The following is a 12903-nucleotide window of genomic DNA, read 5'->3' as shown; positions in this document are numbered from 1 at the left end:
ATTCCTCAACTTCAGCAAGGCATATACGGGTTGAAGTATACGCTATTTGCCTTGTGCCCCCAAATAATCACGTATAACTGCATCACTCGTGCCCGCCTCTGCACGCTTAGCGGTGTAAGCCTTTATCAACGATGAGTATTGCTCGCTATACGCATCGTGGAACAGCTTGTCCATATCCGAAGGGAGCTTCGTTGCCAGCGTTGCCGCTTCCGTTTCGGCCTCGTTGTACCAGTCATTCTGAACAAGCGCTTCCTCTTTGTTTCGGTCTATCAGCGCATCGTCTGCCGCTATGGCATACCCTGCGGCTTCGATCCGCTTTTCGATATACGCCGTCGCCACAGATAAATCTACTTCCGCATGCTCCGCTTGAAATGTTTTCAGCTGCGCAAGGCTATCCGTGAACAATCTATTTGCCTGCTGCGTTTTCTCCTTCGAACCCGCTGGATCGTCGGCTTCAACAAGTTTCGACGCTTCATGCGTCACATCGTCAGCGTCAAGAACGACTGACCAAATGTCCTGACAATGTTGCTCGGCTTCATCAACTTGCAGTGACGCGTCCAGTAATTCCGAGGCCTGCTGCATCATGGCCTGCCTTGCGGCAATCGATATAACCGTTTGATTCGCAATGTCTTTCACCGTCGGGTCCTTCAACCCGTCCGAAGCTTCCCGTGCTCTCACATCCGCCTGCTCAAGAACATCTAAGCAACCAGGTATCTCACTCAGCGTAGATTGCTTCGATTTTTTGCTGTCGTCCGAGAACGGGTCGTTCACAATGCCGTCGATTTGCAGAATCACATCATCTGCCTGCGATACCAGCTCAATCGAATCCATCAGCATTGCTTCATAGCGCTGCTGTTCGGTTACATCAACGTGCCAGATCCATACGCCAATAGCAACGAAAACCATCGTCATCGCGGCAACTGTCGACAAAGCCGCGATGCGGCCCATGCGTCTGCGAGCTTTTCTTCTTGCAACCTCCTCTTCCAACGATATGCGTTTCGTCGAAAGCTGTTTTTGTTTAGCTGCTGCGTGCTGAGCACTGTGTTGACTGGGCTTTCTCGAAACCCTCGCAACCTTGGCTTCCCGCATTTGCTTTCTCGAACCTTCTTGAGCTCGGCGAATGCGGGATGCCTTGCTTGGCAAACCTTCAGATGTTTCACGTGAAACATCTGAAGAAGTTTCACGCCGAGCTGCGCGGTTGCTCACGAATTCGTGAAAGCTAAACCTTTGACGCTTGTTGTCCACGGCATATTTCGCTGCATCCAATACGCTGAATGAAATCTCATTCGACGTGCCCTCGGTGCGCGCTTTGATATGGGCAGCGCGCGCAATCTTATCGTCTCTGTGCTTCATAGGCGAATTCGCTTATGCGCGGCGCGCAGCCTCAAGTTCGGCGACTATCTCGCTTGCTTTCATAATCTTGATGTTCTTGCTTGGCAGCGAATTTAGGAACGTTTTCCCATAACCCTTCGAAACCAAACGATGGTCAGCCAAAATCAACGCACCCGTATCGTCGGCGCGGCGAATCAACCGTCCCGCCGCCTGCTTCACTTCAAGAACCGCAGCAGGCAGCACGTAATGACGCCAAGCTTGATCGTCGCGTTCAGCGCGTTCGCAAGACAGCGGGTCGGTCGGCTTTGCAAACGGAAGCTTCGGAATGACCACGCCTTTCAGCGTGGCGCCCGGGGCATCAAAACCCTCCCAGAAGCTCTTAAGCGCGAACAGCGACAGGTGCTCATCAGCCAGGAAATCATCCCGCAAGCCTTTTACCGATACGCCCCATTTCTGGCACACCAGACGCAAATCGTCCGACTTCAAGCGCGGTTGAACATACTCGAAGCACGTTTCCATTTCACGGCGATTCGTGAACAGCGTCAACATAGACCCCTGCTGTGCGCGATGCGCATCAACCAGCAGCTTTTGCAGCGAAGCCATGTATCCACCGTCATTCGGCTCGGGAATGTCGGACACCACGTATACGGTCATGCTCTTATCGAAGTCATAGCTTGAATCAAGCTGGCACGTTCTTACTGGCGAGAACTCCGACTGCCCCAAGCCCATAGCACTGGTGAATCCGTCGAACTTCCCATTTACGGAAAGCGTCGCAGACGCGAACACCACTGAATGCGTTGATGCATACAGCGTTTCGTTCAACTTAGCGCCAACGTTGACCGGCAAGCCTTCGAGCTTCTCCGCCACGCGATCTCTCTTCCGGCATAGCGTCGCAGAATAGGCAAACGCCTCACCAGGGTTTTCCAGAATCAGCTCGACAGCGCTTACCTGTTCCTTCAAATCAATTGCAATTGAGGCGATCTCACGTTGCACAGCAGCTGCATCTTCGATGTCCTCCAAGTAGGCAACAAGGTTTTGGCACGCAACGATCAGCTTCTCTGCAGTCTCCCTTAACGCAGAACCCTTTTCCGCCACATCGCCAAACGTCGCGGATTTGCGGATATCGTCGTTGATCCACAGCTCAACGATTTCATATCCTTTGCCGCGCTTGTTCGTATCGAAGAACAGCAAGCCCTTAAGGCTGGCGCAGAACGCCTCAGCCGCCTGACGATATGCTTCGCCAGCTGTTTTTCCCTTTTGCGTCAGCGCGAAGAACAGCGTTTCGCTTTCCTCTTTCGCGTCCTTCAGTACCACACGGCGCTCGGCGTGAGCGAACACGTTGCGTCGAGGGTCCTCAGCCGACAGGCGGCGAGCATCACGCAGTATGCTTTCAGCATCAAGCTCAATCGAGAACGCGCGACGCGCCTCTGCTTCCGCACCGTGAGCCTCGTCGATGGCCCAATAGCGAATAGGCGGCAGCAGCCCACCATCTGCAGCCATATCGCAGAACAGCAAGCTGTGGTTCGTAACAAGGATATCTGCCGCCTCGGCACGCTTGCGCGCTCCGTGCACGAAGCACAGGTTCCCAAAGAAGGGGCACTTGCGGCGCAGGCATTCCTGACTTGACGTGGTGATGATTTTCCTTGGCAGCAAGCGGTAATCAAGCTTCAAGCCATCGATGTCGTCGTATTCGGTTTGCTCGATAAACGAAAGAAGCGCAGCCATAGCCGGTGCTTGGGAGAGCTCTTTTCCCTGCACTTCCTTGACTTGCGCGCCGTCTTCCACAACACTCCTGATTTTACGCAAGCAGGGATAGTGCGAAAAGCCCTTCAACGGTGCACATGTCAACGGCTTCGCGTTTGGGTCCTCCTTTGCCAAGGCAGCTGCCAGCGCCGGCACTTCTTTGTACACCAGCTGATCAAGCAGGGCATTAGTTTTCGTTGCCACGCCAACGGTGATGTTGTTCCTTTGAGCGGTTTTCGCCAAAGGAACCAGATAAGCCATCGACTTACCCACACCGGTCCCTGCTTCAACCACAAGGTTCTCGGACGCCGCAAACGCATCGCGAACCGCCATGCTCATTTCGCGCTGTTCCTTACGCGGCTCATACGATGTATACAGCTTGCCCACCAAGCCATCGGAACGGAAAGCTTGCTCGATTTCCTCTTTACTTGGATGCACGATTTCCCGCATCGGATCGGACGCAAGCGCATCGGCATCAATCTTCGGCCTGTTCTCAATCTTTTGCAAACGGTCGCGTCGAAGACCTTGAATCGAAAACATATCGAGAGGACCTGTTGTCCAAGACAACTGCCCAGACGATGTTTCACGTGAAACATCAATCGCTTCAGCTGCTGGCAGCTCGGAAGCCGCGGCGGCATTATCTTCGCTTATCCCGGTATGATCGGCGAAGTAGTTGAACACCGCTTGCGTCGGCCAATGATCGTGAGTTTCAAGAGATGCGATTTTCGCAACAAGCGGCTTCGGCATCGTGTCGACCGCGGCCAGCAAAATACGGAAAACCGCGCATGTTGCCGCAACATCGTCGTCGGCACGATGCGTCGATACCGGTGCACCAAACGTACGCACCAAGTCGATAAGACGATGGGACTTCAAACGCGGCAGAGCGATTCGAGCCAAATCAAGAGAATCGAGCCAAACATTTTGGAGCAGGGGATAGCCGCTTGGATGACGCGTAGTGAACGTTCGATCGAACGCCGCGTTGTGCGCAACCAGCTTTGACGACCCAACGAACTCTACAAGCTGCGCAAGCGCATCAGACGGCGTAGGGGCATCAGCAACATCGGAGTCGTGAATATTGGTCAAATGCGCCACGTCTTCGGGAATCGGCTTCCCCGGGTTTACGAACGTCACAAACCAACCAACGATTTCGCCCTTATCCATGCGGGCAGCAGCAATTTGAGTCAATTCATCATGATTAAACGAAAAGCCTGTGGTTTCCGTGTCAATGACAACGATATCCCGGTCGAACTCACCGAAATCCGCGCGTTGCGCATATTCTGAAAGCTGAGCATATCTATCAATGATTGATTGAGGCGTGCCATCGCTGATATAGGCAAGCAAATCACCTTGCATGGCTTGTTCTTTGTTCTGCATACGAAAGTCCGCCTGTTCTTCTGTTCTATTGCAACCTTAATATTGTATGCCAGTTGGAAGCACCTTGGGCTAGCCTTTCTGGTTCTTCGTTTGTGTTACGCTTTTTCTTGCAACACGTTTAAAAGGAGTCACATGTCTATTGATTGCTATTACGGAGCGTATGCGCGCTTCGACACCATCTCGAAACGCGATGCTGCCGTGCTTATCGGTTCAGACTGCATCATCGGCGATACCTTCGACATCCAGTTCCGCCCATATAAAGGCTCCACGCGAGCTTGGATCGTTAACGCCTTTGGCACCGACATCGGCTTCTTAGACGAGAAGACTTCGCACCACCTCAATGTTTTAGCCGCGCGCGAATGGACTTTACACGCCATTCTTTCCTGCGTTGCCTTCACCGACCAACCCGAACCGGGCATGTATTGGGGAGAGGTTGCCCTACTTTGCTACGATCGCTCGCATGAAAGCGACTTCGACACGTTCGTGACGGAAACCGCAAAGCTTATAGGAAAGGGCATTCGCCCGAAGGTCGACCTTGAAACCCAGGGAATTGCTTCCATCATCCAGTCTCACGGAACCTGGCAACCAAAGCAACGCGTTCCATTTCCGGACACTAACAAGAACACCGCCATTATCAAGAAGTCGCGCGGCACGCTTGATTTCCTTGTTCAGAAAAGCAGGGAAGGGAACAAAGGCTGCTACGTATTGAGTTGGCTCTTCCTTCTTGGGCTCGTAGCACTGGTTATCTTCGCTTTGAAGGGTTGCGGCGTTTTTTAATCCGACAAACTGTTTATCACCCATAAACGCGATTGAAAATAGAAATCTCAACGACACTTAAGATGTTGAGAGCTAGCGTTACATAATATTATCGCCTCACACTCTTGGCCGTAGGGCTAAACACAACAAAACGCCCTGTGCTTCATTTCATCGCAAGCACAGGGCGTTTCAACTACGCATGAAGTTCTTGCCTTCTACAGCTTCTTCTCCTCAAGCGCGCACTCGATAAGCTTCGTGCACAGCTCAGGGAACGACATGCCTGCGGCGCGGGCGGCATCGGGGAGCAGCGACGTTTTCGTCATGCCGGGGATGGTGTTCGTCTCCAGAACCCAGCACGTTCCATCTTCTTCCAGAATAAAGTCGGAACGGGAGGTGCCGCTGCAAGAAAGGGCCTTATGGGCCTTAACCGCCTCTTGGCGCATGCGCGCGGCAATATCCTCCGGTAAATCGGCCGGGCAGATATGTTGCGACCCGCCAACGGCATACTTCGATTCGAAGTCGTAGAAATCGCTTTTCGGCACAATCTCGATAATAGGCAGCGCTTCGGGATTCTGATTGCCAACAACGGCAATCGTGTATTCGCGGCCTTTGATATACCGCTCAATCAGCACTTCGTTATCAATCTCGAAGGCCTTGGCAAGCGCCTCTTCAATAGCTTCAGCGCCTTCAACAACGAACACACCGATGGCGCTTCCCTCGGTGCCGGGCTTTACAACCACCTTTTCGCCCATAGCCTCGATAACTGCCTGGGCATCGACCTGCTGGCCTTTCACCACCGTCATAGAAGGCGGGGTAGGGATGTTCTCACGTTCGTAAAACACCTTCGCCTTCGCCTTGTCCATAGCCAATGCGCTTGACCAAACGCCAGAGCACGTATAAGGAAGGTCAATCAAGTCAAGGAAGCCCTGCATCGTTCCGTCTTCGCCATATTTACCATGCAGGCAAAGGAACGCCACATCAAACGGCTCATCAATAAGCCGCTTCAAATCGCCCTTATCAGCCGGGTCAATCATCTCGACCGGAAAGCCAGCAGTCTCAAGCGCTTCGCGGGCACCCTCTCCAGATGCCAAGGAAATTTCACGCTCGTTGCTCTTGCCGCCGCACAGCAGCGCGACACGGCACGAACGAGGATCAATGTTTGAAGACATGCTCTCCTTCTTTCGTTACAAAAACCGTTTGCTGCAGTATAGCAAACCCATATGTTCGCTTCGTTGCCGGCAGCGCATCAGCGAATGTTTCACGTGAAACAGGTATAATGACCCGCATGAATACACCAATCAAAAATATCCTGCCGTCAGAATTCGATGCTCTCGTTAAAGGGCTTGGCCAGCCGTCGTTCCGCTCGAAGCAGCTCTTCGAGTGGCTGTACGGGAAAGGCGCACAAAGCTACGAGGAGATGACAAATCTTCCGGCAAAATTCCGCGCCCAACTTGCCCAGGAACATCCGCTACACAACGTAGAGGTTCTTGAGCACGCTATCTCAAGCGACGGAACGCACAAGATGATCCTTCAGTATCACGATGGGGTATACGTTGAAACCGTGGCCATCCCCTCGCGAAACGGTGAACGCCTGACCGTGTGCTTTTCAACGCAGGCGGGGTGTCCCATGGCTTGCGCCTTCTGTGCCACCGGTAAAGAGGGCTTGTCACGCAATCTTTTTGCCGGAGAAATCGTCGACCAAGTACTAACCGTTCAACGGCTTCTTGGCCGTCGCGTAAGCAACGTTGTGGGAATGGGGCAGGGAGAGCCTTTTCTCAACTACGACAATGTGCTGGCAGCGTTACGCATCATGAACAGCGACAAGGGCCTCGGCATCGGCGCGCGCCATATCTGCATTTCCACGTGCGGCATCATCCCGAGAATCGAGCGTTTTTCCCACGAGCCCGAGCAATTCACACTTGCCGTATCTCTTCATTCGGCAAGCCAAGCAACGCGACTGCAGCTTATGCCGAAAACGAATTCGTTCCCCTTGCCCGAATTGAAGAGCAGCCTTGCACGCTATACCGAGATCACGAATCGCCGCGTCACGTTCGAGTACATCATGGTAGATAACGTGAACGACAAGGAATCCGACCTGCAGGAGCTTCTACAGTTCTGCAAAGGACTTCTTTGCCATGTGAATCTGATTCCTATCAACGCAGTGCCGGAATCGCCTTTCAAACCAAGCAAGCAGCAGACTATCCAGAAATGGATTGACGTTACCGCAAAACATGGAATCGAGACCACCTTGCGAGATTCACGCGGATCTGACATCGCGGGTGCATGCGGTCAGCTTAAGAACACGTTCACTCAGCAGCATTCCTAATGCAACGAACCCAATAGAACACCTATCAGCACAAGAAAAGGGAGCTATGCAAGGCTCCCTTTTTAATGGCAATCGTTTTGCGAAAACACATCAAATTATGCAAGATTCGAAGCAAGAATGCCTTTAAACAAACGCTCCAAATCTTCTTCGTCCTTGAACTCGATTTCAATCTTGTTCTTGCCATTGACGGACTTCACCTTAACGGGCGTGTCAAGCACATCTTTTAACGTGCGAGCAACCTTCTTGTATTCCTTCGGCACGGGAACCTTCGGCTTAACGTTATCGTTTTTCTTGCCAGAGAACAAGCGCGCCAAAGCCTCAGCCTCGCGTACGGTGAGCTTTTCCTTAACAAGCTTGCGCGTCAGGCGTTCGCGCCCCTCCTTCGTAGGGATGGACAAGATAGCGCGCGCATGGCCCGCCGTGATCTTCTCCTCAAACAGCAGCTGCTGCGCTTCCTCGGGCAGCTCAAGCAAACGAAGCGCATTTGCAACGGTCGAGCGACCCTTCGACATAGCCTGGGCAACCTCCGCCTGCGTCATATTCAGACGCTCCATCATGCGACGATAGCCATAAGCCTCTTCGATAGGATTCAAATCGGAACGCTGGATGTTCTCGATAAGTGCAAGTTCCAACGCCTTGTCATCATTGGCATCCTTGATGCGGATAGGCACTTTGGTAAGGCCAGCAAGCTTAGAAGCCTGCCAACGGCGCTCGCCGGCGATAATCTGATACGAGCCTTCTCCAACCGGCCTGACAAGAATAGGCTGCAGCAAACCGTCCTTCTGAATGGAAGCGGCCAATTCTTCGAGTTCTTCCCGCTTGAAATTCGTACGCGGCTGTTCCGGGTTAGGGGAGACGCTGTCAATAGCAACCTCATCAGTCTCCTGGTTTGCCGCAGGCACAGCGGTGGCAACGGACTCCTGCTGCACAGGCGCCGACGCCGGGCGCGCTTCACGCTGAGCTACGCCTTTGATGGTAACCTCAACGCCGTTGTCCACAATAGACTCAGGCTCTTGCTCTTCGAAAGCAACTGCAGGGGCAGCTTCATACGTTTGACGCGGCTCGGGAGATTTCTGAGCCGGAACGCTTTCACGGATGACTTCACGACGAGGATCGGCCTCAACGCGAACCCTTTGAGGAACGCCTTCCTGCGGAATAGCCTCCTCATATGCACCGCCGAGCAGCGAATTCAAACCACGGCCGAGGCCGCCGCGACCGTTTTTAGCCACGTGCAATCACTTCCTTAGCAAGACTCATGTACGACTGCGCGCCTTTGCCGCTGGGGTCATACAAGGTTATCGGTTGACCGAAGCTAGGAGCCTCGGAAAGTTTCACGGTACGGGGGATTTGCGTCTCGAAAACCAAACGGCCGAAATACGCGCGAACCTCTTCGACAACCTGACGAGAAAGCGTGGTGCGGCCATCGTACATAGTCATAAGAACGCCGTAGATATCAAGCGTCGGATTCAGGCGAGTTTTGACACGTTTCATTGAATCAAGAAGTTTTGTCACACCTTCCAACGCGTAGAACTCGCACTGGATGGGGATAAGCAGCTTATCCGCCGCCACAAGAGCGTTGACCGTCAGCAAACCCAGCGAAGGCGGGCAGTCGATGAATACGTAGTCGTACTTGCCGCGCAGGCTGCCAACAGCGTCCTTCAAGCGGTTCTCACGGGCCATTTCAGCCACAAGCTCCACCTCAGCGCCAGCAAGGTTGATGGTTGCAGGCACCAGGTCCAAGCCCTCGCACACATCGGGAATGACGACTTCCTCGATAGGCACGTCGTTGAGCAGGACATCGTAGATGCAGTTGTTCACTTGGCTTTTCTCGATGCCAAGACCGCTGGAAGAATTGCCCTGAGGGTCAAGGTCGACCAGCAGAACCTGCTTGCCAAGCTCTCCCAAAGCCGCAGAAAGGTTGATAGCCGTGGTAGATTTGCCGACGCCGCCTTTTTGGTTGATGATGGCCATAATCTTCGTCTGGCCAACCACATGCGTAACGGGCTTCTTGTCGCGATACGAGCGGATAGGCGTCGGCTCGATTACCGGGCGCTCTTCAATCGGCTCTTCTTCGACGCTAGGCGTCTCGTGCGGCGTGCGCTCGACAACCTCGATGTGCTCGATGGCAATTTCATCTTCAACGGTATCCGCTTCGACACGTTGTTCCTGCTGAACCGGCTCAGCCTGCTTTTTGTCTCTCCTGAGGCCGTCAAAAAAACCCACAGGAACCCCCTTTCATGGTTTCGATTCCAGTATACCGTGTTTCGAAATGGTGGCGAACAACTGGTGTGCCCAATAAACACTTTTGAACGATTCCAACGAAATCACCAAAAATCAAAGATGCCGCCTCTGCAAGCAAAAGCGGCATCGAAAGCGCTACAGCGGCTTCTTCTGGGCCAAACCCGTACGCCTTGGCAGCTTAAGCTTCGGCTTGGCAACCTTTTCGTAAGAAAGAATCCTGCGACAATTCTCGCCAAGCTCAAACGTCTTGTCGTCCACCAGTTCCATGCCAACCTGCTTCGCCACAACACGTGCATGGTCGAGCTCTTCCTGCTCAACACGCGCCTTGTAGCAAATCAGCCTTCCGCCACGTTGAAGCAGGGGGGAAGCCAGCTCAAGCAGAATGGAAATCTTCGACAAAGCGCGCGCAGTGATAGCCGTGAACTGCCCAGGGCGCTCGCGACCCAAGTCCTCGATGCGGCCAGCGTACGTTGAAACGTTCTGAAGCCCCAGTTCGGAGATAAACCCGTCGAGAATCTGAACCTTCTTTGCTACGGAATCAACCAGAAGCGCTTCACGGCCCGACTCGATGGCAAGTGGAATGCCCGGGTAGCCCGCACCCGTGCCAATGTCGGCATAGCGTCCTGCAGGGCAGGCATTCAAAGCATCCAAGCCAAGCAGAGAATCTTTCACATGCAGCAGCATTCCGTCTTCCCAAGACGAGATGCGCGTGATGTTCGTTGTCTTGTTTGCTTCGATAACCAAAGAAAGGTGCTTCTCAAGCAACTCGTCGTGCATATCGTATATTCCTTATCGCTTATCGTTTCACGTGAAACATACTTTACCGGCTTGCCTAGATAAATGAAACAACGCCTCGAGGGAACGCGGCGAAAAAGAAGAAGAGCAACTCGAGGAAAAACCGCTACCTAAGAAGAAGGGGCAGTCTGGCTTGAACGCCTTCTAGTCGACCCACGTCGCACATGTCCGCAGCCGTTAAAAACTACCTCAGAGCTTTCAAATTAAGACGCCAAACAAATCCGCTCTATCCCACAAGAGTAAACAAAAAGGCCGCGTATCAACGCGGCCTTTTTAACATTTCGCAAGGGAAACGCTACAGAGGCAAAACCACCACGTGGCGGGAAGCGCCCTCGCCCTCGGAAGCGGTCTCTACGCGATCATCGTCGCGCAGGGCAATGTGCACGATGCGACGCTCATACGGCGTCATGGGACGCAGCTTCACGCTGCGATGCTGCTTCGCCGCCTTGGAAGCGGCGTTGCGGGCGATGGACTCAAGCTTCTCGCGCTGGCGGTTCTTGTAACCCTCAACATCGACGATAACGGGGTAGCGGAAGCCCATCGTGCGCACCGTGATGGCCGACACCAAGAACTGCAAAGCGTCCAGCGTCTTGCCGTGGCGGCCGATAAGCACGGCCAGGTCGTCGCCGGTGATGTCGAGGATAAGCTCGCCTTCGTCGCCTTCGTACTCGTCGATGGTCACCTCGCCCACATCAAAATGCTTGAGGATGTCCTGCAACGTGGCGATTGCGGTATCGGCGATGCGGTCAAGGTCCTCATCGGTGATACCGTTCTCTTCGGCCTGGGCGTCGAGAGCCTCTTCTGCGGCCTGTTCCATGTTCTCTTCTGCCATAACAGCTCCTTAGAACTAAAAACTACAATGCGCTGTGTTTCACGTGAAACACAGCGCATCATTACGCAAATCGGATTAAGCGTGCTTCTTCGAAGTGTCTTTCTTCTTCGGGCGCGGCTTCTTGGCCTTGCGCGTAACGTCCACTTCGATCGGCTTGACCTCGATGGTCTCCTCTTTCTCGGCGTCGCGCTTCTTCATGATACGCATCGAGATTTGCTGCTGGCAAACACCGATGATGGAAGACACGCCCCAGAACAGAAGAACGCCGGCGGGAGAAGACCAGCTGATCCACAGCATGAACAAGCTCATGATGCCGGCCATCATCAGCGTCTGGTTACGCTGCGGGTTGTCCTTCTGACCCATCTGCATCAAAATCATAGGTAGGAACGTAGCGCCGGCGAAGATCACCATCAGGATAAGGTAGGGAACGAACGTGCCGAAGCCCTCAGCGAACGCGCCGGACGGCGTCATAACCAGGTTGGGGACCAGGCTGTAGAACTGGTAGCCTTCGTCAGAACCCATGTAGTTGGGCATTTCGCGCAGAACCTGGAACAAAGCAATGAAGATAGGCATCTGCAGCAGCATGGGCAGGCAGCCAGCCAAGGGGTTGAACTTCGCCTCAGCATACAGCTTCTGCATTTCCTCCTGCATGCGCGTGGGATCGTCGGCGAATTTCGTCTGAATCTCCTGCATCAAAGGCTGAACCTTCTGCATCTGATACGACGACTTCGTCTGCTTGTGCATGAGGGGCGAAATTATCAGTCGGAAGATGATGGTCACGACGATGATGGCCAAGCCCCAGTCTTGGCAGAAGCTGAAGAAGAATTGGATAATGTCAAATATCCAGTTCTTGAATACTTCCCACATACTATGGATTTCCTTCCTTTAGTCGACAAAAGCCGCCGACTACGCGCCCGACCCCCTTACGGGACAGGATCGTAACCGTGCGGCCCTCCAGGTCGACACCGTAGAATACGTTTTACCGTCAGCCTTAAGCCTTTTGCGAAGCCGTAGCGCTGAAACGCAATGAGCCCGTATTCCGAGCATGTTGGAACAAAACGGCAGCAAGAAGGGAACATGGGCGAGATTGCAGCCCGGTAAAAAGTGATGAGAAGCATTGCTACCTTACAAGGTATGCTTTCAGACCCCTTTTTCATTCCAATCAGTTCCTACCGCATTCCTGCGCGTTTCAGTGCCTCGTCACACGCTGTGAGCACTTTACTATACTTGGCACGGCAAATACCCGACTTCGCGAGAAATACTACATCGTAGCCAGGGCATGGGCCGCCCAGTTCGTGGCACACGGCGCGCATCCTGCGCTTCGCGCTGTTGCGCCACACCGCATTGCCCGATTTCTTACCTGCAACAAAAGCAACACGACCACTGGGGCCGTGCTGCTTTGCTGGTAACACTATGAGCGTAAGGTACGGTGTACGCAGGCGCTTTCCGCTAGAGAACAGATCGGAGATGTCCGCTTTGGACTTGATCGTCTCCAATCTAGAGC

Annotated in this window: 12 protein-coding genes; 2 read left to right on the top strand and 10 right to left on the bottom strand. The window is 53.5% G+C overall.

All coding sequences use genetic code 11. From position 1 onward, the window contains the following. Positions 1 to 42: 42 nt before the first annotated feature. Together ACWI6D_RS02625 and ACWI6D_RS02620 are read right to left on the bottom strand one after the other, a co-directional pair. Positions 43 to 1353, bottom strand: coding sequence for a hypothetical protein (locus tag ACWI6D_RS02625; protein WP_449133556.1), 1311 nt, complete (start codon positions 1351 to 1353; stop codon positions 43 to 45). 12 nt (positions 1354 to 1365) lie between these two features. Continuing rightward, complete coding sequence (locus ACWI6D_RS02620; protein ID WP_449133555.1) at positions 1366 to 4428, bottom strand: helicase C-terminal domain-containing protein; 3063 nt, start codon at positions 4426 to 4428, stop codon at positions 1366 to 1368. Between the two features lie 153 nt (positions 4429 to 4581). Here ACWI6D_RS02620 and ACWI6D_RS02615 point away from each other — a divergent pair, with 153 nt between their 5' ends. Beyond that, entirely contained in the window at positions 4582 to 5226 is a 645-nt protein-coding gene (locus ACWI6D_RS02615) for a hypothetical protein (RefSeq protein WP_449133554.1), read from the top strand. Between the two features lie 194 nt (positions 5227 to 5420). On the opposite strand, the gene ACWI6D_RS02610 is transcribed toward ACWI6D_RS02615, so the two are convergent. Further along, positions 5421 to 6374 (bottom strand): D-alanine--D-alanine ligase family protein, encoded by a 954-nt coding sequence (locus tag ACWI6D_RS02610; protein ID WP_449133553.1) that lies wholly within the window; start codon positions 6372 to 6374, stop codon positions 5421 to 5423. Between the two features lie 107 nt (positions 6375 to 6481). Here ACWI6D_RS02610 and rlmN point away from each other — a divergent pair, with 107 nt between their 5' ends. Further along, positions 6482 to 7531 (top strand): 23S rRNA (adenine(2503)-C(2))-methyltransferase RlmN, encoded by a 1050-nt coding sequence (gene rlmN, locus ACWI6D_RS02605; RefSeq protein WP_449133552.1) that lies wholly within the window; start codon positions 6482 to 6484, stop codon positions 7529 to 7531. Between the two features lie 95 nt (positions 7532 to 7626). Here rlmN and ACWI6D_RS02600 read toward each other — a convergent pair whose 3' ends face one another. The 7 genes from ACWI6D_RS02600 to rnpA form a co-directional block, all read right to left on the bottom strand. Beyond that, on the bottom strand, positions 7627 to 8760 hold the full coding sequence (locus ACWI6D_RS02600) for a ParB/RepB/Spo0J family partition protein (protein ID WP_449133551.1): 1134 nt from the start codon (positions 8758 to 8760) through the stop codon (positions 7627 to 7629). Beyond that, a complete protein-coding gene (locus tag ACWI6D_RS02595; protein ID WP_337368849.1) occupies positions 8753 to 9502 on the bottom strand; it encodes a ParA family protein in 750 nt (249 codons plus the stop codon). The genes ACWI6D_RS02600 and ACWI6D_RS02595 overlap by 8 nt, the downstream gene beginning before the upstream one ends. A 405-nt stretch (positions 9503 to 9907) precedes the next feature. Further along, positions 9908 to 10549 carry a 16S rRNA (guanine(527)-N(7))-methyltransferase RsmG gene (rsmG, locus tag ACWI6D_RS02590; protein WP_449133550.1) on the bottom strand — a complete coding sequence of 214 codons (642 nt, stop codon included), beginning with the start codon at positions 10547 to 10549 and terminating at the stop codon, positions 9908 to 9910. Positions 10550 to 10862: 313 nt separating this feature from the next. Beyond that, positions 10863 to 11399, bottom strand: a complete 537-nt coding sequence (locus ACWI6D_RS02585; RefSeq protein ID WP_302717094.1) for a Jag family protein — start codon at positions 11397 to 11399, stop codon at positions 10863 to 10865. Between the two features lie 75 nt (positions 11400 to 11474). Beyond that, complete coding sequence (locus tag ACWI6D_RS02580; protein ID WP_449133549.1) at positions 11475 to 12266, bottom strand: YidC/Oxa1 family membrane protein insertase; 792 nt, start codon at positions 12264 to 12266, stop codon at positions 11475 to 11477. A gap of 56 nt (positions 12267 to 12322) precedes the next feature. Then, positions 12323 to 12517 (bottom strand): membrane protein insertion efficiency factor YidD, encoded by a 195-nt coding sequence (gene yidD, locus ACWI6D_RS02575; RefSeq protein WP_288284327.1) that lies wholly within the window; start codon positions 12515 to 12517, stop codon positions 12323 to 12325. 51 nt (positions 12518 to 12568) lie between these two features. Further along, positions 12569 to 12895 (bottom strand): ribonuclease P protein component, encoded by a 327-nt coding sequence (gene rnpA, locus ACWI6D_RS02570; RefSeq protein WP_288284316.1) that lies wholly within the window; start codon positions 12893 to 12895, stop codon positions 12569 to 12571. Positions 12896 to 12903 lie beyond the last annotated feature (8 nt).

The organism is Senegalimassilia sp. (genome assembly GCF_977052095.1).
Note: the sequence above shows the minus strand (reverse complement) of the source record. Positions and strands in the feature narration are given on the sequence as shown.

Excerpts from the sequence above, each read along its gene's own strand:
- ACWI6D_RS02615 (WP_449133554.1), top strand. The coding sequence starts at position 4,582 with ATGTCTATTGATTGCTATTACGGAGCGTATGCGCGCTTCGACACCATC.
- ACWI6D_RS02580 (WP_449133549.1), bottom strand. The coding sequence starts at position 12,266 with ATGTGGGAAGTATTCAAGAACTGGATATTTGACATTATCCAATTCTTC.
- ACWI6D_RS02625 (WP_449133556.1), bottom strand. The coding sequence starts at position 1,353 with ATGAAGCACAGAGACGATAAGATTGCGCGCGCTGCCCATATCAAAGCG.
- ACWI6D_RS02610 (WP_449133553.1), bottom strand. The coding sequence starts at position 6,374 with ATGTCTTCAAACATTGATCCTCGTTCGTGCCGTGTCGCGCTGCTGTGC.
- ACWI6D_RS02620 (WP_449133555.1), bottom strand. The coding sequence starts at position 4,428 with ATGCAAGGTGATTTGCTTGCCTATATCAGCGATGGCACGCCTCAATCA.
- rlmN (WP_449133552.1), top strand. The coding sequence starts at position 6,482 with ATGACCCGCATGAATACACCAATCAAAAATATCCTGCCGTCAGAATTC.
- ACWI6D_RS02595 (WP_337368849.1), bottom strand. The coding sequence starts at position 9,502 with ATGGCCATCATCAACCAAAAAGGCGGCGTCGGCAAATCTACCACGGCT.
- ACWI6D_RS02585 (WP_302717094.1), bottom strand. The coding sequence starts at position 11,399 with ATGGCAGAAGAGAACATGGAACAGGCCGCAGAAGAGGCTCTCGACGCC.
- yidD (WP_288284327.1), bottom strand. The coding sequence starts at position 12,517 with ATGCTTCTCATCACTTTTTACCGGGCTGCAATCTCGCCCATGTTCCCT.
- rsmG (WP_449133550.1), bottom strand. The coding sequence starts at position 10,549 with ATGCACGACGAGTTGCTTGAGAAGCACCTTTCTTTGGTTATCGAAGCA.